General features: G+C 70.3%; 25 protein-coding genes. 14 read left to right on the top strand and 11 right to left on the bottom strand.

What is annotated here, in order from left to right:
* Positions 1–2 precede the first annotated feature (2 nt).
* The 4 genes from AC1D29_RS22015 to AC1D29_RS22000 all read left to right on the top strand — a co-directional run bounded on the left by AC1D29_RS22015 (position 3) and on the right by AC1D29_RS22000 (position 4191).
* On the top strand, positions 3–368 hold the full coding sequence (locus AC1D29_RS22015; RefSeq protein ID WP_477901424.1) for a response regulator: 366 nt from the start codon (positions 3–5) through the stop codon (positions 366–368).
* Positions 369–453: 85 nt separating this feature from the next.
* Positions 454–1350 (top strand): phosphoribosylaminoimidazolesuccinocarboxamide synthase, encoded by an 897-nt coding sequence (locus AC1D29_RS22010; protein WP_477901422.1) that lies wholly within the window; start codon positions 454–456, stop codon positions 1348–1350.
* The gene (locus AC1D29_RS22005) at positions 1347–2474 is read left to right on the top strand and encodes a hypothetical protein (RefSeq protein ID WP_477901421.1); all 1128 of its coding nucleotides are present in this window, start codon (positions 1347–1349) and stop codon (positions 2472–2474) included. The genes AC1D29_RS22010 and AC1D29_RS22005 overlap by 4 nt, the downstream gene beginning before the upstream one ends.
* Positions 2475–2526: 52 nt before the next feature.
* Positions 2527–4191 carry a serine/threonine protein kinase gene (locus AC1D29_RS22000; protein WP_477901419.1) on the top strand — a complete coding sequence of 555 codons (1665 nt, stop codon included), beginning with the start codon at positions 2527–2529 and terminating at the stop codon, positions 4189–4191.
* A 36-nt stretch (positions 4192–4227) separates the two neighbouring features.
* Here AC1D29_RS22000 and AC1D29_RS21995 read toward each other — a convergent pair whose 3' ends face one another.
* Positions 4228–5178, bottom strand: a complete 951-nt coding sequence (locus AC1D29_RS21995) for a tetratricopeptide repeat protein (protein ID WP_477901417.1) — start codon at positions 5176–5178, stop codon at positions 4228–4230.
* Positions 5179–5306: 128 nt separating this feature from the next.
* Here AC1D29_RS21995 and purE point away from each other — a divergent pair, with 128 nt between their 5' ends.
* Genes purE through AC1D29_RS21975 form a run of 4 tightly spaced genes read left to right on the top strand, consistent with a single transcriptional unit; the run spans position 5307 to position 8899 of the window.
* Entirely contained in the window at positions 5307–5771 is a 465-nt protein-coding gene (purE, locus tag AC1D29_RS21990) for a 5-(carboxyamino)imidazole ribonucleotide mutase (RefSeq protein ID WP_477901704.1), read from the top strand.
* Positions 5771–6934 (top strand): 5-(carboxyamino)imidazole ribonucleotide synthase, encoded by a 1164-nt coding sequence (locus tag AC1D29_RS21985; RefSeq protein WP_477901415.1) that lies wholly within the window; start codon positions 5771–5773, stop codon positions 6932–6934. The genes purE and AC1D29_RS21985 overlap by 1 nt, the downstream gene beginning before the upstream one ends.
* Positions 6934–7920 carry an L-threonylcarbamoyladenylate synthase gene (locus AC1D29_RS21980; protein WP_477901413.1) on the top strand — a complete coding sequence of 329 codons (987 nt, stop codon included), beginning with the start codon at positions 6934–6936 and terminating at the stop codon, positions 7918–7920. Before AC1D29_RS21985 ends, AC1D29_RS21980 begins: the two co-directional genes overlap by 1 nt.
* A 25-nt stretch (positions 7921–7945) precedes the next feature.
* Positions 7946–8899, top strand: coding sequence for an SGNH/GDSL hydrolase family protein (locus AC1D29_RS21975; RefSeq protein WP_477901411.1), 954 nt, complete (start codon positions 7946–7948; stop codon positions 8897–8899).
* A 21-nt stretch (positions 8900–8920) separates the two neighbouring features.
* Here AC1D29_RS21975 and AC1D29_RS21970 read toward each other — a convergent pair whose 3' ends face one another.
* Entirely contained in the window at positions 8921–10663 is a 1743-nt protein-coding gene (locus AC1D29_RS21970) for a long-chain-fatty-acid--CoA ligase (protein ID WP_477901409.1), read from the bottom strand.
* Between the two features lie 97 nt (positions 10664–10760).
* Complete coding sequence (locus tag AC1D29_RS21965) at positions 10761–11438, bottom strand: DUF8198 family protein (RefSeq protein WP_477901407.1); 678 nt, start codon at positions 11436–11438, stop codon at positions 10761–10763.
* A gap of 34 nt (positions 11439–11472) precedes the next feature.
* Here AC1D29_RS21965 and AC1D29_RS21960 point away from each other — a divergent pair, with 34 nt between their 5' ends.
* The gene (locus AC1D29_RS21960) at positions 11473–12327 is read left to right on the top strand and encodes an esterase/lipase family protein (RefSeq protein ID WP_477901405.1); all 855 of its coding nucleotides are present in this window, start codon (positions 11473–11475) and stop codon (positions 12325–12327) included.
* Here AC1D29_RS21960 and hppD read toward each other — a convergent pair.
* The gene (gene hppD / locus AC1D29_RS21955) at positions 12324–13472 is read right to left on the bottom strand and encodes a 4-hydroxyphenylpyruvate dioxygenase (RefSeq protein WP_477901403.1); all 1149 of its coding nucleotides are present in this window, start codon (positions 13470–13472) and stop codon (positions 12324–12326) included. The two genes, AC1D29_RS21960 and hppD, sit on opposite strands and share 4 nt — an antisense overlap.
* A 110-nt stretch (positions 13473–13582) precedes the next feature.
* Positions 13583–14371, bottom strand: coding sequence for a substrate-binding periplasmic protein (locus AC1D29_RS21950; RefSeq protein WP_477901401.1), 789 nt, complete (start codon positions 14369–14371; stop codon positions 13583–13585).
* Between the two features lie 54 nt (positions 14372–14425).
* On the opposite strand from AC1D29_RS21950, the gene AC1D29_RS21945 reads away from it, so the two are divergent.
* The 3 genes from AC1D29_RS21945 to AC1D29_RS21935 all read left to right on the top strand — a co-directional run bounded on the left by AC1D29_RS21945 (position 14426) and on the right by AC1D29_RS21935 (position 16366).
* Positions 14426–14908 carry an Lrp/AsnC family transcriptional regulator gene (locus tag AC1D29_RS21945; protein WP_477901399.1) on the top strand — a complete coding sequence of 161 codons (483 nt, stop codon included), beginning with the start codon at positions 14426–14428 and terminating at the stop codon, positions 14906–14908.
* Between the two features lie 90 nt (positions 14909–14998).
* Complete coding sequence (locus tag AC1D29_RS21940) at positions 14999–15643, top strand: RNA polymerase sigma factor (RefSeq protein WP_477901397.1); 645 nt, start codon at positions 14999–15001, stop codon at positions 15641–15643.
* An 84-nt stretch (positions 15644–15727) separates the two neighbouring features.
* Positions 15728–16366 carry a PEP-CTERM sorting domain-containing protein gene (locus AC1D29_RS21935; protein ID WP_477901395.1) on the top strand — a complete coding sequence of 213 codons (639 nt, stop codon included), beginning with the start codon at positions 15728–15730 and terminating at the stop codon, positions 16364–16366.
* On the opposite strand, the gene AC1D29_RS21930 is transcribed toward AC1D29_RS21935, so the two are convergent.
* From AC1D29_RS21930 to AC1D29_RS21915, 4 genes are all read right to left on the bottom strand, one after another.
* Positions 16351–17184: an HDOD domain-containing protein gene (locus AC1D29_RS21930; protein ID WP_477901393.1), complete on the bottom strand. Its 834-nt coding sequence runs from the start codon at positions 17182–17184 to the stop codon at positions 16351–16353. The two genes, AC1D29_RS21935 and AC1D29_RS21930, sit on opposite strands and share 16 nt — an antisense overlap.
* A gap of 77 nt (positions 17185–17261) precedes the next feature.
* Positions 17262–17501, bottom strand: coding sequence for a hypothetical protein (locus AC1D29_RS21925; protein WP_477901391.1), 240 nt, complete (start codon positions 17499–17501; stop codon positions 17262–17264).
* A 62-nt stretch (positions 17502–17563) separates the two neighbouring features.
* On the bottom strand, positions 17564–17755 hold the full coding sequence (locus AC1D29_RS21920) for a hypothetical protein (RefSeq protein ID WP_477901389.1): 192 nt from the start codon (positions 17753–17755) through the stop codon (positions 17564–17566).
* Positions 17756–18057: 302 nt separating this feature from the next.
* Positions 18058–18630, bottom strand: a complete 573-nt coding sequence (locus AC1D29_RS21915; RefSeq protein ID WP_477901388.1) for a hypothetical protein — start codon at positions 18628–18630, stop codon at positions 18058–18060.
* 137 nt (positions 18631–18767) lie between these two features.
* Here AC1D29_RS21915 and AC1D29_RS21910 point away from each other — a divergent pair, with 137 nt between their 5' ends.
* A complete protein-coding gene (locus AC1D29_RS21910; RefSeq protein WP_477901386.1) occupies positions 18768–19211 on the top strand; it encodes a nuclear transport factor 2 family protein in 444 nt (147 codons plus the stop codon).
* 7 nt (positions 19212–19218) lie between these two features.
* Here AC1D29_RS21910 and fusA read toward each other — a convergent pair whose 3' ends face one another.
* On the bottom strand, positions 19219–21276 hold the full coding sequence (fusA, locus tag AC1D29_RS21905) for an elongation factor G (RefSeq protein WP_477901384.1): 2058 nt from the start codon (positions 21274–21276) through the stop codon (positions 19219–19221).
* A 68-nt stretch (positions 21277–21344) separates the two neighbouring features.
* Here fusA and AC1D29_RS21900 point away from each other — a divergent pair, with 68 nt between their 5' ends.
* On the top strand, positions 21345–22745 hold the full coding sequence (locus AC1D29_RS21900; RefSeq protein ID WP_477901382.1) for a M28 family metallopeptidase: 1401 nt from the start codon (positions 21345–21347) through the stop codon (positions 22743–22745).
* On the opposite strand, the gene AC1D29_RS21895 is transcribed toward AC1D29_RS21900, so the two are convergent.
* On the bottom strand, positions 22742–23617 hold the full coding sequence (locus AC1D29_RS21895; RefSeq protein ID WP_477901702.1) for a LysR family transcriptional regulator: 876 nt from the start codon (positions 23615–23617) through the stop codon (positions 22742–22744). The genes AC1D29_RS21900 and AC1D29_RS21895 overlap by 4 nt on opposite strands.
* Positions 23618–23647: the final 30 nt, after the last annotated feature.

Here is a 23647-nt window from a genome sequence, read left to right as displayed (position 1 = left end):
GCATGGCGGGCGAACGCATCCTCGTCATCGACGACAACCAGCTCAACCTCGACCTGGCGCAGTACGTGCTGGAGGCCGACGGCTTCCAGGTCGACCGCGCGCTGAGCGTGGACGAAGCCTGGGCCCGGCTGCGCGCCTACCGGCCCGACCTCGTGCTGGTCGACATCCAGCTGCCCGACACCGACGGCCTGACCCTGACGCGCGCCATCAAGGCCACGCCGGGCCTGTCCGACATCCCGGTCATCGCGTTCACGGCCTATGCGATGCAGGGCGACGAACAGCGCTTCCTGGCGGCCGGCTGCGACGGCTATCTGGCCAAGCCCATCGACGTGCACAGCTTCGCCGCCGCCGTCAGGCAGTACTTGTGAGCCCCTCGCCCGGTCTCGCCGAGGGGACGGCGATGCTTGTGGCATCGCCCGCAATATCGGAGGAGCGGCACCTAAAATCGCCGCCATGCCCCAAGCCCTCTACGAATCCAGCCTGACTTCCCTGCCGCTGCTTGGCCGCGGCAAGGTCCGTGAGAACTACGCCGTTGGCGACGACCGCATCCTGATGGTCGCCAGCGACCGGCTGTCGGCCTTCGACGTCATCATGGGCGAGCCGATTCCCGGCAAGGGCGCGCTGCTGACCAAGATGGCGCTGTTCTGGTTCGACAAGCTGGAGGGCATCGTCCCCAACCACCTGACTGGTGAAGACCCGCTGTCCGTCGTCACCGCTGCCGAACGCGCGCAGCTGCAGGACCGCACGATGCTGGTCAAGCGCCTGAAGCCGCTGCCCATCGAGGCCGTCGTGCGCGGCTACCTGGCCGGCAGCGGCTGGGCCGAGTACCAGGCCAGCGGCAGCGTCTGCGGCGTCAAGCTGCCCGTCAGCCTGCGCAACGCCGACAAGCTGCCCGCGCCCATCTTCACGCCGGCCACCAAGGCCGAGATGGGTGACCACGACGAGAACATCTCCTTCGAGCAGGCGGCCGCCATCATCGGCCTGGAGCTGGCTGCGCGCGTGCGCGACATCTCCATCCAGCTCTACCAGCGCGCTGCCGATTTCGCGCTGACCAAGGGCATCATCATTGCCGACACCAAGTTCGAGTTCGGCCTGGATGCCGACGGCACGCTGACGCTGATGGACGAGGTGCTGACGCCCGACTCCTCGCGCTACTGGCCCGTCGAAAGCTATGCACCGGGCAGCAACCCGCCCAGCTACGACAAGCAGTTCGTGCGCGACTGGCTGGAGCAGGCCACCGTCGATGGCAAGCCCTGGGGCAAGACGGCGCCCGCACCGGCACTGCCGGCCGAGGTCGTCGCCAAGACCCTGCAGAAGTACGAAGAAGCGCTGCAGCGACTGACCGCATGAACGTGCGCCTGCGCAGCCGGCTGGCCCAGCGACTGGACGGCGAGATCGCCGCCGTCGCGGCGATGCCGGCGCGCGCAGCCGTGTTGCAGGTGCAGCGCGCCATCCTGTGGCTGCGCCATGGCCGCGAGGCCGAGGCGCGCGAGGCGCTGGATGCGCTGCATGTGCGCGCGCTGGTGCACCCGCGCATCGAGCTGGCCGCCTGGCTGCATCTGGCCGAAGGGCTGATGGCTTATTTCGGCGCCTTTGGCGGCGACGCGCGCGACCGCGTGCGCCGGGCCCGCGTGGTCGCCAACGCCGCGAACCTGCCGGCTCTGCAGGCCCTGGCCGATGCCTGGCTGGCGCAGATGGACTTTGTCGGCCGCGACATCGAGGGCCTCATCGACCATGCGCAGGCCGCGCTCGCCGTGCTGCAGCCCACCGACCACACGGCCACCTACCGCGTTGCCACGGCGCTGGCCTCGGCCTGGAGCCTGGCGGCCGGCGAGGCGGCCGCATCACCTTGGTACGGCTGGGCGCGCCAGCACGCCATCGCCGAGGGCGACGATGCGGGCCTCGCGGCGCTGCTCTACAACCAGACGCAGATGCGCGCGCTGCGCATCCGCCACGCGGCGCTGGCCGGCGAGCCCGGCGAGGCGCCGGCCGCGCTGCTGGGCATCGAATCCATCGGCCATTACGACGACGCCGTCGGCGGCTCGGCGCGCGCCGACCTGACGCCGCTGCTGCGCGGCCAGTTGCTGACCGTGCAGGGCAGCTTCGCCGAGGCCGCCGTGCTGCTGCAGGCCCAGCTGCCCGCCGCGATGGCCGCCGGCCTGGCGCGCCTGGGCGGCAGCCTGCTGGCCGACCTGGCCTGGTGCTGGGCCAACACCGGCGACGCGCTGCGCGCCCGGGCGCTGGCCGACCAGGCCGCCACCGAAGTGCTGGCCGAGGACGAGACCTGCTGCGACATCGACGAGCTGGCCGCGCTGCACGCCCGCCTCGCCCAGGTCTACGCCAAGCTGCGCGAAGACACGCTCGCCGCGCGCCAGGCCGACCTGGCCACCGCCGCCTGGGGCCGGGATGCCCAGCAACGGCGCGACTGGGCCGAGCGCCTGACAGCGGCCGGCCTGGGAACTCCGCCACGCTGAGGCCGGTTTTCCCGGCTGTCAGGCCCGGGTGGCTGCGTTACCCTCGCCCGCCATGACCGCCGACGCCTCTGCCGACGATTCCGTCAACGCCCTGCCCCCGGGGACCCGCTTCGGCGAGCTCGAGATCCTCGGCACGCTGGGCGTGGGCGGCTTCGGCATCGTCTACCTGGCGCGCGACCACTCGCTGGAGCGCGAGGTGGCGATCAAGGAGTACATGCCCAGCCAGTTCGCGCAGCGCGACGGGCGCTCGCAGGTGTCGGTGCGTTCCCTGTCCATGCGCGAGACCTTCGACCTGGGCCGGCGCAGCTTCGTCAACGAGGCCAAGCTGCTGGCCCGCTTCGACCACCCGTCGCTGCTCAAGGTCTACCGCTTCTGGGAGGCCAACGGCACCGCCTACATGGCCATGCCGCGCCTGGTCGGCAAGAACCTGCGCGACGCGCGCAAGGCCCAGACCACGCCGCCGCCCGAGGCCTGGGCGCGGCGCATCTTCGACGCCGTGCTGGGCGGGCTGGAGGCGTTGCACGCGCAGCAGGTCTGGCACCGCGACGTCGCGCCCGACAACATTTTCCTGCCGGCCGACGGCAGCCCGCCCATCCTGCTGGACTTCGGCGCCGCCCGCCAGGCCATTGGCGACCGCACCCAGGTCTTCACGGCCATCCTCAAGCCCAGCTTCGCGCCCATCGAGCAGTACGCCGAGGCCGCCAGCCTGAAGCAGGGCCCGTGGACCGACTTCTATGCGCTCGCCGCCGTCATGCACGAGCTGCTGACCGGCCGCCCGCCGCCGCCCTGCACGGCGCGCGCGATGGGTGACGAGCTGGCGCCGCTGCACGTCGAAGGCTATTCGCCCGGCTTCCTGGCCGCGCTGGACTGGGCGCTGCGCGTGCCGCCGCACCAACGCCCGCCCAGCGCCGCCGCGTGGCGCGAGGTGTTGGAAGGCCGTGCCGCCGTGCCGCCGCCCCAGGCCGCGCCGCCGCGCCCGTCGGCGCCGCGACCGGCGCCCACGGCACCCACGCCGCTGGACATCGAGTTCGCCGACACCGTGCAGGCCATGCCCGAGGACATGTTCCCGCCCGCGTCACCGGCTTCCACGGCCGCCAAGCCGGCCCGTCTCCGTGGCGGGCTGCTGATCGCGGCCGGCGTGTTGGCCGTGCTGCTGCTGGGCCTGTTCATCGTCCAGCTGCGCGACAACATGGCCAAGCATGCGCCGCCACCACCGGCGGAGGCCGCCGCCTCCACCGCGGCGGCACCGCCGGTCGTGCCGGAACCCGTGGCTTCGGCGCCCGCCAGCGCACCGCTGGTCGTTGTTGAATTGCCCGCCTCGGCGCCGCTCGCCAAGGCCACGCCGGCTTCCGCGCCGGCCAGCGCGCTGTCGCGCACACCGTCGCAGCCGGCCTCGGCGTCACCGCGTCGCGATGGCGCGCTCAAGCCCATCCTGACCGAGAAGGCCGGCGAATTCCGCCCCGTGCCGCGCAGCCCGGTGTTCGCGGCGCCCGAGCCGGCCGCGCCCACCACGGCGGCGTCCACCCAGGCGGTGCCCGCGTCCACGGCCGCGGCCGAGCCGCGCACGGCGGCGGAAGCCTGCGGCAGCCGCGTGCTGCTGGCGCGCGTCTGGTGCATAGACCGGCAGTGCGAGAAGCCGCAGTTCCGCGGCGACCCCGAATGCGTGCGGCTGCGCGAGATGCGCGAGCAGCGCAACAGCCATCGCGACGTGCCCTGAGCGGGCAGGGCGCCGCTCAGGCGGACGTCGCCGCCGTCAGAACAGCGCCATCGACAGCTTGCGTCGGTAGCTGTCGATCAGCGGGTCGCTGTGCACGACGGCGGCCTTGCCGGCCAGCTCCAGCGTGCCGCTCTTGGCCTCGGCGGCCGGCTTGGGTGCCGGCTTGGTCAGCAGCTCCAGGATGGCGACATAGGCCTTGCGCGCGGCTTCGCCGTTCCAGGCCTTGTCGCGCATGATGATTTCCAGCAACTCGTCCATCGCCTCGGTGAAGCGCTGGCCGGCCAGGTGCGTCTGCGCCAGCGTGAAGCGGGCGTCGAAGTCGCGCTTGTTGGCGGCGATGGCCGTTTGCAGCGCGGCGGGGTCGGCCGCGGCGGCGGCCTCGGTGGCGACCAGCCAGGTGGCCAGCGCGGCCAGGCGCGGTGCGGGCGTCAGCGTGTCGGCGGCCCGGGCGGCCACGGGCGCGAACGCCTCGCGGGCTTCGGGCACCAGGCCCAGCTCCAGCAGCGCCTTCACATAGTCGAAGCGGGCCGCGTCGTTGGCCGGGTCGGTCTGCACCGCGTGCGCGAGCTTCTGCAGCGCAGTCTCCAGGTCGCCTTCGGCCATCAGCTCCTCGGCCTCTGCCACGTCCGCCTGCGCCTCCAGCATCTCGCCGGGCGGCACATGCTTGTCCAGGAACTCGCGGATCTGCGCCTCGGGGATGGCGCCAACGAAGCCGTCCACCGGCTGGCCGCCGGCGAACATCACGCAGAACGGGATGGAGCGCACGCCGAACATCTGGCTCAGCTGCGTGGCGATCTCGGGCACGTCGTCGCTGTTCAGCTTGGCCAGCGTGAAGCGGCCGCCGTAGGCCTCCTCCAGTTTTTCCAGCATGGGGCCCAGCGTGCGGCAGGGGCCGCACCACGGCGCCCAGATGTCCAGCAGCACGGGCTGGGTCTGGGAGGCGACGATGAGTTCGGCTTCGAAGTTCTGGAGGGTGATGTCGATCATGGCGGCGAAATAAGGGGCCTGGAGGGAGGTGGAGACTCGGCTTCTACAATTCAAGGCTTTTCTGAGCCCCGGAGCGCGCTTTGTCCACGTCAGCCCCCAAGAACCCGGATGCCGTCATCGGCATCGTCATGGGCTCCAGCAGTGACTGGGAAACGATGAAGCAGGCGGCCGAGATTCTGACCGAGTTCGGGGTCGGCTTCGACGCCAGGGTCGTGTCGGCCCACCGCATGCCCGACGAGATGTTTGCTTACGCGGAGGCCGCCGCCGGCCGCGGGCTGAAGGCCATCATCGCCGGCGCCGGCGGCGCGGCCCACCTGCCGGGCATGCTGGCAGCGAAGACGACGGTGCCCGTGCTGGGCGTGCCGGTCGCCAGCCGGCACCTGCAAGGCGTCGATTCGCTGCACTCCATCGTGCAGATGCCCAAGGGCATCCCGGTCGCGACGTTTGCGATTGGCAATGCCGGCGCGGCCAACGCGGCGCTGTTCGCGGTGGCGATGCTGGCGACGGGGGACGCGGCGCTGCTGGCCAAGCTGAATGCCTTCCGCGCCCGCCAGACGGCCGTGGCGCAGGCGATGACCGAGGAACTTCGCTGATGCCAGCCCTGCTCCCCGGCACCGCGACGCTCGGTGTCCTTGGCGGCGGCCAGCTGGGCCGCATGTTCGTGCACGCCGCGCAGGCCTTGGGCTATCGCTGCGTCGTGCTGGACCCGGACGTGATCAGCCCGGCCGGCGCCGTGGCCGAGCAGCATGTGAAGGCCGACTACCTGGATTCCTTTGGCCTGGCCCAGCTGGCGCGCGACTGCGACGCCATCACGACCGAGTTCGAGAACGTGCCGGCGCTGGCGCTGGAGACGCTGGCCGGCATGCGTACCGTCGCGCCGTCGGGCGCGTCGGTGGCCGTCTGCCAGGACCGCGCCGTCGAAAAGGCGCATTTCGAAGCGGCCGGTGTGCCCTGCGCGCCGCACGCCGTCATCACCAACGAGATCGAGCTGGCCGCCATCGACCCGGCCCTGCTGCCCGGCATCCTGAAGACCAGCCGCATGGGCTACGACGGCAAGGGCCAGGTGCGCGTGGCCACGGCCGCCGAGCTGGCCGACGCCTGGGCGGACCTGAAGCAGGTGCCCTGCGTGCTGGAGCAACTGCTGCCGCTGAAGGCCGAGTTGAGCGTGCTGGTCGCGCGCGGCGCGGACGGGCAGCTGGTGAACTTCCCCGTGCAGCAGAACCTGCACCGCGGCGGCATCCTGGCCGTCACCGAGGTGCCGGCCAGGGCCGTGCCGGCGGACGTGCAGCAGCAGGCCGTCACGGCGGCCCGCCAGGTGGCCGAGGCGCTGGCCTACGTCGGCGTGCTGTGCATCGAGTTCTTCTGGCTGCAGGACGGCCGCCTGGTCGTCAACGAGATGGCGCCGCGCCCGCACAACTCCGGCCACTGGACGATGAATGGCGCGGACGTGTCGCAGTTCGAGCTGCAGGTGAGGGCGCTGGCCGGCCTGCCGCTGCCGTCGCCGCGCCAGCATTCGGCGTCGGTCATGCTGAACCTGCTGGGCGACCTCTGGTTCTCCGACGAAGGCGGCCCGACGCCGCCGGCCTGGGACCGCGTGCTGGCGCTGCCGGGCACGCACCTGCATCTGTACGGCAAGGCTGATGCGCGCCATGGCCGCAAGATGGGCCACCTGAACATCACGGCCGAGACGCCCGAAGGCGCGCATGCCGTCGCCGTGCAGGCTGCGGCCCTGCTGGGTCTGCCCGCCGAGTTCTGATGCTCCTGCTGCCCGGCAACGATCCTGAAGCCGTCCAGGCCGCCGCACAGCGGCTGGCCGACGGCGACTTGCTGGGCCTGCCGACCGAGACCGTCTACGGCCTGGCCGCGCGGGCCGACCGTGACGACGCCGTCGCCAAGATCTTTGCCGCCAAGGGCCGGCCCAGCGACCACCCGCTGATCGTCCACGTGCTGGACGCCGCCGGCGCCGAGCCCTTCGCCGACCACCTGCCCGCCATGGCGCGCCGCCTGATGGACGCCTTCTGGCCGGGGCCGCTGACCGTCATCGTGCCGCGCAAGGCCGGCGTCGCGCAGGCGGCGGCCGGCGGCCAGGCGACGGTGGCGCTGCGCGCGCCGGCCCATCCGGTCGCCCGCGCCGTGCTGGCGGCCGCGCGCGAGCTGGGCGTGCAGGGCGTGGCGGCGCCGAGCGCCAACCGCTTCGGCCGCGTCAGCCCGACGCTGGCCCGCCACGTCGTCGAGGAATTCGGGCCTGAGCTGATGGTGCTGGACGGCGGCGCCTGCGAGGTGGGCATCGAATCCAGCATCGTCGACTGCAGCCGCATGCGCCCCGCGCTGCTGCGCCCCGGACTGATCAGCCGCGCCCGCATCGAGGCGGCGCTGGGCGAGACGCTGGCTGAAGCCGACGCGGCGGCGCCCAAGGCCTCGGGCACGCTGGCCGCCCACTACGCGCCGACCGCGCGCGTGCGGCTGCTGGACGCCGCCAGCCTGGCTTTACGTTTTGCCACCATGGCGGCCAGCGGGGGCCTGGAAGGGGTGGCGGTATATTCACGCGCCCAGTTGCCGGCGTGGCGCTGGCAGGCCCTGCCGGCGGACCCGGCGGCAGCGGCCCACGAATTGTTCGCGGTGCTGCGCCTTCTGGATGCGGCCGGCGCCCGCGAGATCTGGGTCGAGGCACCGCCGCGCGACCCTGCCTGGGATGGTGTGCGCGACCGGCTCAGCCGGGCCGCCGCCGCCTTCACCGATTGAGTTTTCCTGTCCTGAGTTGATCGTCATGCAACGTGTTGTCTCCCAGAAACTGAAGCGCGGCCTCGTCATGGCCGCAGCGGCCGCGTTGATTGCCGGTTGCGGCGGCGGGGGCACCTCGCAGATCGAGCCCTTTGCACCCAACCGTGTCATCGCCTTCGGCGACGAGAGCGGCACCATCCTGCAAAGTGGCAAGAAGTACACGATCAACGGCCTGAACGCCGACACCAAGCTGGTCGACTGCAAGCTCAGCCCCGTCTGGAGCCAGCTCCTGTCCAGCGGCTTCGGCTTCGTCTACCCGCAGTGCAACACCGACTTCGTCGCGCTGCCGCAGGGCATCATGTACGCGACGCTGGGCGCCAAGGTCGCGGACGTGCGCGACAAGATCGACCAGCACTTGTCCAACGACGGCTTCGGCCCCAAGGACATCGTCGGCATCAATGTCGGCGTCAACGACATCATCGAGCTGTACCGCCAGTTCCCGGCCGTGAGCCGCGACTCGCTGATCAACGAGGCCAAGGCGCGCGGCAAGCTGCTGGCCGAGCAGGCCAACCGCATCGCCAACGCCAATGGCCGGGTGGTGATCTCGACGATCTTCGACGTGGGCCTGACGCCCTTCGGCCAGAAGGAGAAGGAGCAGCAGACGGACATCGACCGCGCCATCTTCCTGGACGAGCTCAGCGGTGCCTTCAACATCTCGTTGCGCCTGAACCTGCTGAACGACGGCCGCCTGATCGGCCTGGTGCTGGTCGACGAGACCATCCAGCAGATTGCCCGCTTCCCGGCGGCCTTCGGCTACAGCGACGTGACGCGGGCGGCCTGCCGCACGGACGTGGCGCCCCAGGACTGCACGACCGAGACGCTGCTGACCGACGCCAACCCGACGCAGTGGCTGTGGGCCGGTGACACGCTGCTGGGCCCTTCGGCGCAGCAGCGCATCGGCACGCTGTTCCTTTCGCGCGCCAAGAACAACCCGTTCTGAAGACCGCCGACGGCGGCCTGCTCAGGCCGTCGTCGTGCGCAGCTCGCGGCGCAGGATCTTGCCGACGTTGCTCTTGGGCAGCTCGTCGCGGAACTCGATGAACCGGGGCCGCTTGTAGGCTGTCATCTGCGCGGCGCAGTAGCTGGCCAGGTCTTCCTCGGCCAGCGCCGGGTCGCTCTTGACGACGAACAGCTTGACCGCCTCGCCGGACTTGGCGTCCGGCACGCCGATGGCGGCGCACTCCAGGACGCCCGGGTGCATGTTGACGACCTGCTCGATCTCGGTCGGGTAGACGTTGAAGCCGCTGACCAGGATCATGTCCTTCTTGCGGTCGACAATGCGCACATAGCCGCGCGTGTCCATGATGCCGATGTCGCCGGTCTTGAAGAAGCCGTCGGCGCACATGACGTTGGCGGTCTCGTCGGGGCGCTTCCAGTAGCCGGCCATGACCTGCGGGCCGCGGATGCAGATCTCGCCGCGCTCGCCGATGGCCACGTCACGGCCGTCGTCGTCGCGGATGGCGATCTCGGTCGACGAGATCGGCAGGCCGATGCTGCCGTTGAAGGCGCGCTGGTCCAGCGGGTTGATGGTGGCGGCCGGTGCGGTCTCCGACAGGCCATAGCCCTCCACGACTGGGCAGCCCGTGACCTTGAGCCACTTCTCGGCCGTGGCCTGCTGCACGGCCATGCCGCCGCCGTTGGAGATGACCAGCTCGGAGAAGTCCAGCCGCGAGAAGCCCGGCTCGGCGGCCAGCGCGTTGAACAGCGTGTTGACGGCCGGGAAGATGTGGATCTTGTGGCCGCGCAGCGTCTCGATGAAGCCGGGGATGTCGCGCGGGTTGGGCACCAGGATGTTGAGGTGACCCATGCGCGCGCCGAGCATGAAGCAGGCCGTCAGCGCGAAGATGTGATACAGCGGCAGCGCACAGACGTTGGTGAACTGCATGTTCTGGTCGGGCAGCTTGGCCAGCATGGGCTGGAACCAGGCCTCGACCTGCAGGATGTTGGCGACGATGTTGCGGTGCAGCAGCGTGGCGCCCTTGGACAGGCCGGTCGTGCCGCCGGTGTATTGCAGGAAGGCGACGTCGTCGGGGCCCAGCTCGGGCTTCTTCAGCGTCAGACGGTCGCCATGGCGCAGCGCCTCGTTGAAGCGCACGACGGTGCAGCCGCCGCCCACGGGCAGCCGGAACTCCGGCACCATCTTCTTCAGGTGGCGCACGGCGAAGTTGATCAGCGGGCCCTTCCACCAGTTCAGCAGGTCGCCCATGGAGGCCAGCACGACATGCTTCACATCGGTGGCGGCGATGACCTCGGACAGCGTGTGCGCGAAGTTCTCCAGCACGATGATGGCGCGCGCGCCCGAGTCCTTGAGCTGGTGCTCCAGCTCGCGCGGCGTGTACAGCGGGTTCACGTTCACGACGACGAAGCCGGCGCGCAGGATGGCCGCGATCGCGACGCCGTACTGCAGCAGGTTGGGCATCATGATGGCGACGCGGTCGCCCTGCTTCAGGCCTTGGGCCTGCAGCCAGGCGCCCAGCTGCAGCGACAGCGCGTCGATCTCGGCGAAGCGCATGCGCTGGCCCATGCAGATGGCGGCGTCGCGCTGGGCATGCTTGCGGAAGGCCTCGTTCAGCAGGTCGACCAGCGAGCCGTAGATGCTGGCGTCGATCTGTGCCGGCACGCCGGCCGGATAGCTGGCCAGCCAGGGTTTGTCGCGTGAGCTCAGGACAGGGGCGTCATCCAGGGTGGCAACGGCGGCGGTCATCGGCAGGCCTCGGCGAGAGAAGGTCTCTGATCTTGGTGGTCGCCGTGTCACTCGCCTAGGGGACTTGCCCTACGTCGCGGCTGTGACAGGAAGTAGCTCAACCGCCGTTGAAGAGCGAGCGCGCCAGCGCCTCCTCGCGCTGCTTCACGGTGGCCAGGAACTCGCCCGCGCCACGCATCGCGCGGAAGGTGTCGAAGCCGCTTTCGAGAAAGTTCTGCAGCGCGCCCAGACCGGCCATCTGCGCGGGGCCGCGCATCAGCTTCAGCGTCTGGCGCAACAGCGGCTTGCGCGTCAGCTTGTCCAGCGATTCACCGACGGCCATCGTCAGGTCGATCTGGCGTTGGCGCGAGGCCGGCTCGCCGCAGGCGCGCCAGGCGATGCCGTACTCGACGGGCGTGATGTCGGGTGACAGCAGGTGGTCGGCCATGCGCGTGTCCAGGTGCTCGGACAGCGCGTGCAGGCGCGCCAGTTTGGCAACGGTGTCGACGACCTCGGCCGGGAACAGCCGCGTCAGCGTCGGCACGACGCGGGCGAACTGCGCATCACGCTGGCGGTAGTCGCCGGGGCCGTACAGCTCCTGCAGGAAGAAGCGCGTCGCGGCTTCGTAGCGCGGGTTGGCCAGCAGGTCGGCGTAGGTCTGCGCAAAGCGGCGCTGCTGGTAGGTCTTGAGCGCCTGGACACGCGCGTCGAGATCGGGCTCGACCGCACGGCGGGCGCGCTCGGCGTCGACGGCGCGCAGTTCCTTCAGCAGCGATTCGGCACTCAGTTCATCCATGGGGCGCTGACATTCTGCCGCTTAGACTGGGCTGATGAATGGGAGGCTGCAGAGGATCTGGATCATCGTGCGCCTGGTGCTTGCACTGGCGGTGGGTTGGTGCGTCGGCTGGGTTTGGGGGCTGTTGACCCTCGGCCTGCAGTCCGCCGTGCTGACCTTGGGCTTCGTGCAACTGCGCTGGGTGAACCGGCCGGCGCCGACCTGGGGACAGCTGCTGCGAGCCTGGCGCCGCGAGGTCGTCGCCAGCGAACTGGCGTTCTCCTGGCGCCAGCCCTGGCGCGAATGGGCCGAGCCCGACCACCTGCCGGCCGGTGCCCGGACCGGCGTGCTGCTCGTGCACGGCTTTTCCTGCAACCGCGGGCGCTGGAATGGCTGGATGAAGCGCTTGCGCGCGCATGGCGTGGCGTTCGTGGCGCCGTCGCTGGAGCCGGCCTTCGGCAGCATCGACGCCTATGCCGACGAGATCGAGGCGGGGGTGCACAGGCTCAAAAGCCTGACCGGCCGCATGCCGGTGCTTTGCGCGCACAGCATGGGCGGCCTGGCGTTGCGGGCCTGGTGGCGCAAGTACGGCAGCGGTCACACGCCGCCGCGCGCGATCACGCTGGGCTCGCCCCACCAGGGCACGCGCATGGCGGCCATGGGACTGGGCGTCAATGCGGCCCAGATGCGCCAGGGCAGCGACTGGCTGGCCGGGTTGCCGGGCCTGCCCGACGTGGACTGCTTCTGGACGCCCTGCGACCAGGTCGTCAACCCGGCCGAGACGGCCATCCTGCACGGCTCGCGCGCGCACCGGCTGGACGGCGTGGGGCACATGGGCCTGGTCCACTCGGACGAGGCCTGGGCCTGTCTTCAAGAGGCCCTGCGGGCCCCGGACCTCCCGGCCGCTTAGACGGCCTTGGCCGGCTCGTCCTGGGTGTCGGTCAGCACGCCGCGGCGGATCTGATCCAGCTCGATGCTCTCGAACAGCGCCTTGAAGTTGCCTTCGCCGAAGCCCTCGTTGCCCTTGCGCTGGATCAGCTCGAAGAAGATCGGGCCGATCACTTCCTTCGTGAAGATCTGCAGCAGCAGCTCGTTGTCCACGCCCAGGTGGGTCGCGCCGTCGATGAGGATGCGCAGGCGGCGCAGCTCGTCCACGTTCTCGCCGTGGCCCGGCAGGCGCTTGTCGATCAGGTCGAAGTAGGTCTCGATCGTGTCCTGGAACACCACGCCGGTGTTCTTCATGCCCTCGACCGTGCCGTAGATGTCGGTCGTGCCCAGCGCCACGTGCTGGATGCCCTCGCCGTGGTACAGGTCGAGGTACTCGGCGATCTGGCTCTTGTCGTCGCTGCTCTCGTTGATCGGGATGCGGATCTTGCCGCAGGGGCTGGTCATGGCCTTGCTCTTCAGGCCGGTCAGCTTGCCCTCGATGTCGAAGTAGCGCACCTCGCGGAAGTTGAAGAAGCGCTCGTAGAACTCCGACCACTCCTTCATGCGGCCACGGAAGACGTTGTGCGTCAGGTGGTCGATCTCGGTGAGGCCATGGCCCACCGGGTTCGGGTCCACCGGCTGGCCTTGCGCGTCCAGCACGGGCACGAAGTCCACGTCGTAGATGGAGATGTTGCCGATGGCGCCGGCGGCTGCGCCGCCCTTGCCCTGCCAGCGGTCGACGAAGTAGATCAGCGAGTCGCCGATGCCCTTGATGGCTGGGATGTTCAGCTCCATCGGACCGGCCTTGTTGTCAAAGCCCCAGGCGCCCAGCTCCAGCGCACGCTTGTAGGCGTGGCCGGCGTCCTGCACGCGGAAGGCGATGGCGCAGATGGACGGGCCGTGCAGGCGCGCGAAGCGCTGCGCGAACGAGTCCGTCTCGGCGTTGATGATGAAGTTGACGCCGCCCTGGCGGTACAGCGTGACGTTCTTGTGGCGGTGCTTGGCCACGGCCTGGAAGCCCATGGTCTGGAACAGCGCGCCCAGGCCGGCCGGGTCCGGCGCGGCGAATTCGATGAACTCGAACCCATCGGTGCCCATCGGGTTGTCCCAGGGGGTGAACTTGGCCATGTCTGCCTCGCGTCGCAATGCTGTGGAAGCTGAAAATTCTGCGGCGCGGGGCTCGCAGTTTTCATGCAAATCCTGGCGCCACTTGTGAGTGAAACGCAGGAATCAGGCGTTCATGGCGAGGGTGGCGCCGGCCATTCGGCCAATCCATAGCCCGCCAGGATCGCCTTGAGCCGCCCGCTCCTGCGCAGCTTCAGCATGCCGTCGCTGAACAGACGGGCGTAGTCCTGCGCCTTGGGGTGCTTGGGGGAGATCGCCATGTAGGCATAGCTGGGCGCTTCGCAGCCTGCGCTGCGGGCCTGCAGCGCCGGCTGCTGCTTGACCGTGTAGGCGACGAGGTTCTCCTCCTCGATGAAGCCGTCCATGCGGCCCATTCGCAGCCGGCGCAGCATGCGCTCGGTCAGGCCGTCGCCGGTGTGGACCTCGAAGCGCTTGGGCTCGGCTTTGATCGCGGTATCCAGCGCGGCGCCGTAGGAGTAGTCGCGGATGACGCCCACATGCGCCAGCTCCGCCAGGCTGGCCACGCCGTGGTAGCTCCAGCGGTTGTCTGCGGCCACGTAGACGCAGTAGCGGTTGCGCGAGATCGGCTGCGCCGGAAAGACGAAGTCCGGCGCCTCGTCGCGGAAGGTGGACGGCGTGGCCGTGTAGACGCCGGCGCGCACGTCCAGCAGCGCGCGGCTGTAGTTCTCGTTGACCAGGCGCACGCGGTGGCCGGCGGCCGTGAAGATCTCGCGCACGATGTCCACCGTGAAGCCCTCCTGCGCGGCGCCGGCCTTGCAGCTGAAGGGGCACCAGTAGTCGGGCGAGGCCAGCACGATCTCGTCCGCGCGCGCCAGCGGCGCCGTCATGAGCAGTACGGCGAGCAGCAGGATCGCCAGGCGGCGGGCGGTGGAAGCGTTCACGGGCGTTCAAGACTGTAGGCGGCCACCGCGCCGGGAGGCTGCACAATTTCCCGCATGGACGCCCCCACCGAGCTCGACGCCATCGACCGCCGCATCCTGCGTGCGCTGCAGGCCGACGGCCGCCTGACCTATGACGCCCTCGCCGCCGAGGCCGGGCTGTCGTCCTCCGCCGTGCTGCGCCGCGTGCGCCGGCTGGAGGAGGCCGGCGTCATCGCCGCGTATGTGGCGCTGGTTCCGCCCGAGCGCATCGGCCTGGGCCTCACGGCCTACCTGAACGTGCGGCTTGAAAAGCAGACCGACAACCCGCTGCGCAACCCGCGCGACCTGTTCCGCGCCGCTGTGCAGACCTGGCCCGAGGTCGTTGAATGCGCAGCGCTGACCGGCGAGATGGACTACCTGCTGCGCGTGCTGGTGCAGGACATGCAGCACTACGCCCGCTTCATCAGCGACACGCTGCTCAAGCACCCCAGCGTGCAGGACTGCAAGACCAGCTTCGTGCTGGAGCGGCTGAAGAACACGACGGCCGTGCCCGTCTGACGTCGGCCGCCGCGGTTGCGGCGGTTCGTCGATTCTTCGCCGAGCGCGTGGCGATTGAACCTCGCCGCGGGCGGGCGGCACTCACCGGCCATGACGGTCGTCAGCAGCGCCCTCCCGCCAGCCTCGGTGCCAGATGCCGCCGAGCTGCTCGCCTGGCTGCCGCGGCTGCGCCGCTATGCGCGCGCACTGCGGCGTAACCGCGAAGACGCCGATGACCTCGTGCAGGACACGTTGGAGCGCGCCTGGTCGCGCGCCAGCCTGTGGCACGGCGTGGGCGACATGCGCACCTGGCTGTTCAGCATCATGCACAACCTGCACGTGGACGCACTGCGCCGCGGCCGGCTTGACACGGTGGACCTGGACGAGCACACGCCCGAGGTGCCCGTCGCCGCGACCCAGGGCCAGTCGCTGGCCATGCGCGACCTGGACATGGCACTGGCCACGCTGCCGGCCGAGCAGCGCGAGGTGTTGCTGCTGGTCGGGCTCGAGGGCCTGGCCTATGCCGAGGTGGCGCTGGCGTTGGGCATTCCCATCGGCACGGTGATGTCGCGGCTGTCCCGTGGGCGTGAGCGCCTGCGCGCTGCGCTGGACGGCAGCGTGCGCAGCCCGCGCGTGCCGGCGCTGATCCTTGCGCCGGCGGCCACCCAGCGTCGCGTCGTCGTCCCCGTGCGGCCCGTCGAGGTCTACCTCTCGCCGCGCCCGGCCGTGCGGCCCGCGGCCGCGCTGAACTTCTAGGGGGCCCGGGAATTCGCCGGCCGCCGCCACCGTCCATCCCATGCGGGCCACGTCGGCCCTCACTTTCACCCACAGGAGTTCTGCATGCGCCGTCTTGTTCCCGTCTCCGCAGCCCTCGCGCTGCTCGCCCTGCCGCTGGCCAGCCAGGCCCTCACCAGCATCGACGATGCCAAGGGTGACTTCCTCGCCACCTTCGGCGGCAGCAGCGCCAGTACCGACCTGGACGTGCTGAGCGCCACCGTCACCTACAACGCCGGCGCCGATCTGTTCACGCTGTCGGCGACGATGGACGGCAACGTCGGCAGCACCGCCACGGGCCTGTATGTCTGGGGCGTGAACCGCGGTGCGGGCACGGCCGGCTTCCTGGCCAACGGCATCACCGGCGTGCGCTTTGACCGCGTCATCCTGCTGCGCCCCGACGGCACGGGCACCGTGGCCGGCGCCGGCGCGCTGCCGCTGGGTTCGGTCACCGTCAGTGGCAAGACCATCACGGCCACCGTCAGCGGCAGCCTGCTGCCCAGCACCGGCTTCGGCAAGATGGACTACACCTGGAACCTGTGGCCGCGCAACACCGCCTTCGCGGGTTTCGCCGCGATCTCCGACTTCGCGCCCAACAACGCCAACTTCACGGCCTCGCCGGTGCCCGAGCCGAGCACGGCCATGATGAGCGTGTTGGGATTGGCCGGCCTGCTGGCCTGGCGCCGTCGTCAGTCGAACTCGTGAAGTAGCTTCAGGGCGTGGGACTCGCTGAGGTTGAGCAGCTCAGCGATGTCGTGCAGGTCGTCCGGCACGGCCGCGTCGTCCCAGCCCCGCGCCGTGTGCCTGGCCAGGCGCACGGCCAGATGCACGCAGCGCACCTGCGGGTCGCGCTCGTGCTGGTCGCCGGTGATGCGCGTCAGCAGTTCGGGCAGATGCCAGCGCTTCATCAGCGCCTGTTCCAGGTCGGCCAAGGCGATGCCCAGCACCTGGCGCTGGGCGGCGACGCTGCGCAGTTGGCGGTCGGCTTGCTGCAGGTCGGCGATCTTCAGCGCCAGGTCGGGCGCGTGCACCCACAGCAGCATCTCGGCAAAGTCGTGCAGCAGCGCGGCGCTGTGGATGACGGCGGCGTCGGGGTCGGCGCGGTGGGCCGCAAAGCCCAGCGCATAGCGTGACGCGCGCTCGGCGCGCTGCATGACGCGTGACAGGCCCAGCAGGGCTTCGTCGTGCCCCGCCAGGGCGTCTTCCAGCGTCGGCTGCGGGCCGAAGTCGCGGAAGAAGGGCGTGATGCCCATCAGCACCAGCGCCGCAGTGACCGTTTCGGGCGCGGCCATCAGCCGGCCGCGCTTGAGTTCGCTGGCATGGGCCAGCACCTTCAGCGACATCAACGGGTCGGTGGCGATCATCTCGCCCAGGCCGTTGGCGTCCACGTCGTCCTCGGTCGCGCGCATCTGTTCCAGCGCTTCAGCCGTCTCGGTCAGCACCGGGATCTCGCCGCGTGCAAAGGCGTCCACCCAGGCATCAAGGCTGGGCAGCGGGGCTTGCAGGCGTAGGCGGTCGGACATGGGTCGAATGCTAGGCCTGTGTGGGGTCGCATGCTCGCTGCATGCGACCCCCTTTTCACCGCTATTTGCGGCTCAGTTCACAGGCGCTTGATGCCTTCGAGCTGCGCGCTGAGGCGTCCGTCGACGTAGAGCGCGCCTTCCGGGGCACCGGCCTCGGCATAGAACTCCAGCCGCTTCGGGACGCGGTGGCGGGCGCTCAGTGGCTGGAAGACCAACCAGAACGCACGCGCGGCGCGCTTGATGCGGGCCCAGCGGCGGACCCAGGCTTCGTGGGTTTCAACGGCGTCCAGGGGGCCGCGAAGATCGATCATTCTCATTGGGGGTCTCCTTGGCGCCATGCCGCCCCTCATGAGATGAAGGAGGGCGGCGGCGCTTGCTGTCAGGGGCTGTCGTCGGGGAAGCGGTCGCGCAGCAGTCGTCGCAGTTCGAGGCGGGCTTGCTGGCGTTGGGCGTAGGCGTCTTGCGGGCTCTTGTGGCGGCCGGCCTGGCGATGCAGGGCCGGGGCCACGAGCGGATTGCGCGGTTTGCGCGACTGGATTTGCAGCGGACGCGGAGAGGTGAACTGGGGCATGGCGTACTCCGGTGACGGCCGCTCACGGGCGGCGGGCAATGCAGCGGCTGGACCCGGGATGGGCCAGCGTTTGCGGTGATGCGAGAGGTGCCTGGGGCTTGGCGCGGGCGACAAGCGGGCCGGGCGGTCAGAGGCTATCGGGGTGGGCGACCTCGCCGTGTGCGCGGGACTTCAGCAGCACGACTTGCGCAAATGATAAACAAACGTTGCTCTTGCGCAAGCGGCTTTTATCCAACACCCCTAACCTGGAGGGGCGCGCAAGTCAGGTGACGGACGCGCTCGGCGGCCAGCCGTTCAACGGCTCAGCGCTTCTTGGGCTTGAGCGGCGCGATGCCGGCCTGCAGCCGGCGCCATTCGTCCAGCTCGGCCTGTGGGCTGGGCGCCGGCGGCCTGGGCGGCGGCGGCGCAGGGGTGGTGGTGGGCGTCAACACCTCGCCCAGCAGGTCCAGCAGCCGCGTGCGGGCGCGCTGCGGGTGGCGGCGGTAATAGGTCAGGACGAGTCCGATGATGAAGCGCTCGTCGTCGTCCTGCGGCAGGCTGGGGGAGGTGTCTGCCTGAGAGGGCGCGGCCGCAGCGAAGGCCGGTGCGCTGGCGGGCGGGGCGGCCAGTGCCCCGTGCTCCAGGTCCATCCAGCCCGGCGGCTTGTGGCAGAGCTGTTCGAACTGCCGCGCCAGCCGCTCGCCGATCTGGCGCGAGCGGCCCTTGATCTGGCTCCAGTAGCTGGGCTGGATCTGCAGCCGTTCGGCAAAGCGCCGCTCCAGGCCACGCAAGGTGGCCGCATCGGCATGTTTGACGGTGGCGCTGACGAACTCTTCGAACAGCCGCATCGCGTTGTCCAATCGGATCTGCGCGACGTCGCGGGGGGCGCTGGGCATGGGGTGCAATGATAAATTGTTCTTCACCTCCAGATCTCGCCCGTAGGAGCCCGCCGACCGGGCTGAACTGGCAACTCCTACGGGAATCGGCCCGGGCAACGCCCATATTGGTGTTTTAGGCCGTCAAGGAGATAGACATGCACACCGCCGACAGCACCCTCATCGCGCTGGAAAAGAAGTTCTGGCAATCCATGGTGGACGAGGACACCGACACTGCGCTGGCCATGCTGGCCGAACCCTCCATGATGGTGAGCTCACACGGCGCCATGCAGTTCGACCATGACCAGTACCGCGAGATGGCCGAGAAGGGCAGCATGGTCATCAAGTCGTTCAAGCTCAGCGACATGCAGGTGATGTACCCGAACGACGACACCGCCGTGCTGACCTATCACGCCAAACAGACCATGGCGCAGCGCGGCAAGTCGGAGGAGATCGAGCAGGAGATGGCCGACTCGTCCGTCTGGATGCGCAAGGACGGCGAATGGCGGTGCGTGATGCACACGGAGACCGAGGTCGCCAAGGACGCCGCGAAGCCGGCGGGGAAGAAGAGCAGCGCCGCCGCCAAGAAGGCGGAGCACTGAAGGCCCGCTACTCGCTCTCGTCGCCCGCCTTGTAGGCGCCGACGAGGGCGGCCTGGGTGTTGGGCGGCACGGCCTCGTAGTGCGACAGCAGCAGCGTGTAGCGCCCTTCGCCCGCCGTGATCGCGTTCAGCCGTGACTGGTAGCTGGCCAGCTCCGCCAGCGGCGCCAGCCCCTGCACGACCAGGCTGCCGGGCACCGCGGCGCGCGTGCCGTTGACCTGGCCGCGGCGTGACGCGAGGTCGCCGGTGATGTCGCCAATGCTGTGCTCCGGCGCCGTGATGTCGACCTGCACGATGGGCTCCAGCACCAGCGGCTTGGCCTCGCGCACGGCCTCGATCAGCGCACGCCGGCCGGCGGTGACGAAGGCGATCTCCTTGCTGTCCACGGAGTGATGCTTGCCGTCGTAGACGGTCACGCGCAGATCCACCAGCGGATACCCGGCGATGGCACCGCTGGCCAGCGCCGAGCGCACGCCCTTCTCGACGGCCGGCATGAACTGGCCCGGGATGGTGCCGCCCTTGACGGCGTCGACGAACTCGAAGCCCGCGCCGCGCGCCAGCGGCTCCACGCGCAGGTAGACCTCGCCGAACTGGCCTGCGCCGCCGCTCTGCTTCTTGTGCCGGTAGTGGCCTTCGGCCGGCGCCGAGATGGTCTCGCGGTAGGCGATGCGCGGCGGCTCGGTGATGACCTCGCCCTTGTACAACTCGCGCAGCCGGTCCAGCAGCAGGCGCAGATGCAGCTCGCCCAGGCCGTAGACCAGCGTCTGGTGCGTCTCGCCGACCTGCTCGATGCGCAGGCAGGGGTCTTCGTCGACCAGGCGGCTCAGCACCTCCCAGAGCTTTTGCTCGTCGCCGCGCCGTGCCGGGCTGATGGCCAGGCCGTGCACGGGCGTGGGGAAGTCCAGCGGCTTCAGGTAGATGTGCTCGTCCTCCTGCGCGTCGTGCAGCACCGCGTCGAACGCCAGGTCATCCACCTTGGCGATGGCGCACAGGTCGCCCGGCAGCGCCTCGTCGATGTCGACATGCTTGGCGCCCTGCAGCATGAACAAATGGCCCACGCGGATGGGCTTGCGCGCATGCCCGACGAACAGCAGCCCGCCCTTGGCCACGCGGCCCTGGTGCACGCGCATGACGCCCATCTTGCCCAGGTAGGGGTCGGCGACGATCTTGAAGACGTGGGCCAGCACATGGGCCGCCGGGTCGGGGCTGGCGGGATAAGCCGCGGGTTCCGTGCCCTTGCCTTCCAGGAAGGGCGGCGGGTTGCCTTCGGCCGGGTTGGGCATCAGCAGCTCGATGATGGACAGCAGCTCGGCGATGCCGACGCCCGTCTTGGCCGAGCAGAAGCAGACGGGGATCAGGTGCCCCTCGCGCAGCGCTTGCTCCAGCGGTGCGTGCAGCTCGCGCGGGTCCACGTCGCCGTCGGTCAGGTAGCGGTCGACAAACGCGGCGTCCACCTCGACGACCTGCTCCACCAGCGCCCGGTGCGCATCGGCCACGGACGAAAAATCGGCCTCTCCCGAGGCCGCGAAGAAGCAGTCGGCGACGCGCTTGGCGCCCTGGGCCGGCAGGTTCAAGGGCAGGCATTCCTTGCCGAAGACTTCGCGGATCTGCGCCAGCAGCGCCGGCAGGTTGACGTCGCCGCAGTCGATCTTGTTGACGACGATGAGCCGCGCCAGCCCGCGCTCGCCCGCGGCGGCTAGCATGCGCTGGGCCATCAGCTCGATGCCGTTCTGCGCGTTGACGACGACCAGGGCCGTGTCCGCCGCCTCGAGCGCCGGCAGCGCCTGGCCGGTGAAGTCCGGCGCGCCGGGCGTGTCGATGGCGTGCACGCGGATGCCGTCGTGCGTGAAGTGAGCCAGGCTGGACTGCAGGGAGTGGCCCAGGCGCTTTTCCAGCGGGTCGTGGTCGGACACCGTGCTGCCGCGCTCGATGCTGCCCGCCTGCGGGATGACGCCGGCATGGGCCAGCAGCGCGTCCAGCAGCAGCGTCTTGCCGGCGGCCGCGGGGCCGACCAGCGCGACCGTGCGGATGATGCTCACTCGCGAATCCAGGCTTGTCTCGCTCATAGGAACCTCCTCGGGGGCGCTGTCAGCGTAGAAGAAGCGGCCCAGGTCGGCAAGGGCAGAATCATTCGATGCACGCCCGACTCGTAACACTCTCGCTCGCCCTGCTGGCCGCCTCGGCCCAGGCCGCCCCCGCCGACGAGCTGCAGGCCATGCTGGCCGAGGTCAGCGCCACGCGCATCGAGGCGCGCATCCGCAAGCTGGTCAGCTTCGGCACGCGGCACACGCTTTCGGACATCGCGTCCGAGACGCGCGGCATCGGTGCCGCGCGGCGCTGGATCACCACCGAGCTGTCGGCCTGCGCCAAGGCTGCGGGCGGGCGGCTGCAGGTCGAGGAGCAGAGCTTCATCGAGCCGGCCGGCGCCCGCGTGCCGCAGCCCACCGAGTTGGTCAACGTCGTCGCGACGCTGCCCGGGCGCGGCGCGAGCAAAGGTCGCACGCTGGTCGTCAGCGGCCACTACGACTCGCGCAACACCGATGTGATGGACGCGCTGGGCGAGGCACCCGGGGCCAACGACGACGCCTCCGGCACGGCGGCGGTCATGGAGCTGGCCTGCGTGATGGCCAAGTACTCATTTGACGCGACCCTCGTCTTCATGGCCGTGCCGGGCGAGGAGCAAGGCCTGCTGGGCGCCGCGCAATGGGCTCGCGAGGCGCGGGCCGACGGCGTCAATGTGGAGGCCATGATCACCAACGACATCGTCGGCAGCTCGCGCGGCGATGCCGGGCAGGTCGACGCCAAGCGGCTGCGGCTGTTCGCCGACGGGCTGGACCCGCTGGTGCGCCTGCTCACGCAGGCCAATGCCAACCGCCCGGCCACGCCGGCGGACCAGAAGGCGCTGGCGGCCATGCAGGCCGAGTTGCTGCCGCTGCTGCAGGCCGGCGGCAACGAGGACCTGCCCACCCACCAGCTCGGCCGCCACCTGAAGGCCGCCGCCGAAGCCGCCATGCCCGGCTTCACCGTGCAGCTGATCCAGCGCCGCGACCGCTACCTGCGCGGCGGCGACCACATCCCCTTCCTGGAGCGCGGCTACGCGGCGGTGCGCTTCAGCGAGCCGTTCGAGAACTTCGCCCACCAGCACCAGAACCCGCGCACCGAGAACGGCCTGGTCTACGGCGACCTGCCGGAGTTCGTCGACTTCGGCTACGTGGCCGACGTGGCGCGCGCCAACCTGGCGGGCCTGGCCACGCTGGCCTGGGCACCCGCCGCGCCCAAGGGCGTCAGGCTGGACGCCAGCGGGCTGACCAACGATTCGACGCTGGAATGGGCGGCCAGCACCGACCCCGAGGTGGCCGGCTACCGCATCGTCTGGCGCGACACCGACTCCGCCGCCTGGCAGCAGGCCAGGGACGTGGGGCTGGTCACGCGCGTGACGCTGCCGGTGTCCAAGGACAACGTCGTGTTCGGCGTGCAGGCCGTGTCCAAGAAGGGCTACGCCAGCCTGGCGAGCTACCCGCTGCCCAAGCGCTAGCCCGCCAGCACCAGCGCGCCGTCGGGATAGCGCGAGCCCATGAACGCCACGAAGGCCTTGACCTTCGGACTGGCCAGGCGCCGCGAGGTGTGCAGCACCCACAGCGCCACCGGCTCGCCCACGGCGCCCCAGTTCACCAGTTCGCCGCTGGCGAGCTGTCGCCAGACGATGGACTGCGGCACCAGCGTGACGCCGGCGCCGGCGATCGCGGCGTCGCGAATCATCAGCATCGACGACAGGCGCAGCACCGGGACCGGCTCCAGCACGAGACCGCCGCCGGCGACGGCCCAGGTGTCGCCGTCGCGGAACGCGTTCACGACGGCGTCCACCCGCGCCGGCGTCGGGCCGGGCGCCGGCCTCGCGATGGCAGGCGCGGCGACCACCAGGAGCTGGTCCTGTGCAAACGGGCGGCCCACCAGCGCCGTGTCCGGCCGCGGGTTGGGGCGGATGGCCACGTCGAACTGCTCGTCCACCAGGTTCACCACGCGGTCCTCGGCCACCACCTCCAGCGTGACGGCCGGGTAGAGGCGCCGGAACTCGGCCGCCAGCCCGCCCATCGCCAGCTGCGCGAACAGGATGGGCGCGGCGATGCGCAGCCGCCCGCCGACCTGGGCCGATCCCTCGCGGGCCGACGTGAAGGCGTCCGTCACCTCATGCAGCGGCCCCTCGGTGCGGCGCAGCAGCTGCTGGCCGGCCTCGGTCAGCTCCAGGCCCTTGGCGCTGCGCTCGATGAGACGCACGCCCAGTTGCTCCTCCAGGTCCGCGACGCGGCGGGACAGCGTGGCCTTGGAGCGCCGGCTGGCCCGGCTTGCCCGGCCGAAGCCGCCGTGGGTGGCCACCAGGTTGAAGTCGGCCAGCGCATTCAAGTCCATGTGGTTTGAATTCAAGACAGTAAGTCTTGA

The organism is Roseateles sp. P1_C6 (assembly GCF_056406315.1).
This window is presented reverse-complemented; position numbering and strand designations above follow the sequence as displayed.

Excerpts from the sequence above, each read along its gene's own strand:
- AC1D29_RS22015 (WP_477901424.1), top strand. The coding sequence starts at position 3 with ATGGCGGGCGAACGCATCCTCGTCATCGACGACAACCAGCTCAACCTC.
- AC1D29_RS22010 (WP_477901422.1), top strand. The coding sequence starts at position 454 with ATGCCCCAAGCCCTCTACGAATCCAGCCTGACTTCCCTGCCGCTGCTT.
- AC1D29_RS22005 (WP_477901421.1), top strand. The coding sequence starts at position 1,347 with ATGAACGTGCGCCTGCGCAGCCGGCTGGCCCAGCGACTGGACGGCGAG.
- AC1D29_RS22000 (WP_477901419.1), top strand. The coding sequence starts at position 2,527 with ATGACCGCCGACGCCTCTGCCGACGATTCCGTCAACGCCCTGCCCCCG.
- AC1D29_RS21995 (WP_477901417.1), bottom strand. The coding sequence starts at position 5,178 with ATGATCGACATCACCCTCCAGAACTTCGAAGCCGAACTCATCGTCGCC.
- purE (WP_477901704.1), top strand. The coding sequence starts at position 5,307 with ATGGGCTCCAGCAGTGACTGGGAAACGATGAAGCAGGCGGCCGAGATT.
- AC1D29_RS21985 (WP_477901415.1), top strand. The coding sequence starts at position 5,771 with ATGCCAGCCCTGCTCCCCGGCACCGCGACGCTCGGTGTCCTTGGCGGC.
- AC1D29_RS21980 (WP_477901413.1), top strand. The coding sequence starts at position 6,934 with ATGCTCCTGCTGCCCGGCAACGATCCTGAAGCCGTCCAGGCCGCCGCA.
- AC1D29_RS21975 (WP_477901411.1), top strand. The coding sequence starts at position 7,946 with ATGCAACGTGTTGTCTCCCAGAAACTGAAGCGCGGCCTCGTCATGGCC.
- AC1D29_RS21970 (WP_477901409.1), bottom strand. The coding sequence starts at position 10,663 with ATGACCGCCGCCGTTGCCACCCTGGATGACGCCCCTGTCCTGAGCTCA.
- AC1D29_RS21965 (WP_477901407.1), bottom strand. The coding sequence starts at position 11,438 with ATGGATGAACTGAGTGCCGAATCGCTGCTGAAGGAACTGCGCGCCGTC.
- AC1D29_RS21960 (WP_477901405.1), top strand. The coding sequence starts at position 11,473 with ATGAATGGGAGGCTGCAGAGGATCTGGATCATCGTGCGCCTGGTGCTT.
- hppD (WP_477901403.1), bottom strand. The coding sequence starts at position 13,472 with ATGGCCAAGTTCACCCCCTGGGACAACCCGATGGGCACCGATGGGTTC.
- AC1D29_RS21945 (WP_477901399.1), top strand. The coding sequence starts at position 14,426 with ATGGACGCCCCCACCGAGCTCGACGCCATCGACCGCCGCATCCTGCGT.
- AC1D29_RS21940 (WP_477901397.1), top strand. The coding sequence starts at position 14,999 with ATGACGGTCGTCAGCAGCGCCCTCCCGCCAGCCTCGGTGCCAGATGCC.
- AC1D29_RS21935 (WP_477901395.1), top strand. The coding sequence starts at position 15,728 with ATGCGCCGTCTTGTTCCCGTCTCCGCAGCCCTCGCGCTGCTCGCCCTG.
- AC1D29_RS21930 (WP_477901393.1), bottom strand. The coding sequence starts at position 17,184 with ATGTCCGACCGCCTACGCCTGCAAGCCCCGCTGCCCAGCCTTGATGCC.
- AC1D29_RS21925 (WP_477901391.1), bottom strand. The coding sequence starts at position 17,501 with ATGAGAATGATCGATCTTCGCGGCCCCCTGGACGCCGTTGAAACCCAC.
- AC1D29_RS21920 (WP_477901389.1), bottom strand. The coding sequence starts at position 17,755 with ATGCCCCAGTTCACCTCTCCGCGTCCGCTGCAAATCCAGTCGCGCAAA.
- AC1D29_RS21915 (WP_477901388.1), bottom strand. The coding sequence starts at position 18,630 with ATGCCCAGCGCCCCCCGCGACGTCGCGCAGATCCGATTGGACAACGCG.
- AC1D29_RS21910 (WP_477901386.1), top strand. The coding sequence starts at position 18,768 with ATGCACACCGCCGACAGCACCCTCATCGCGCTGGAAAAGAAGTTCTGG.
- fusA (WP_477901384.1), bottom strand. The coding sequence starts at position 21,276 with ATGAGCGAGACAAGCCTGGATTCGCGAGTGAGCATCATCCGCACGGTC.
- AC1D29_RS21900 (WP_477901382.1), top strand. The coding sequence starts at position 21,345 with ATGCACGCCCGACTCGTAACACTCTCGCTCGCCCTGCTGGCCGCCTCG.
- AC1D29_RS21895 (WP_477901702.1), bottom strand. The coding sequence starts at position 23,617 with ATGGACTTGAATGCGCTGGCCGACTTCAACCTGGTGGCCACCCACGGC.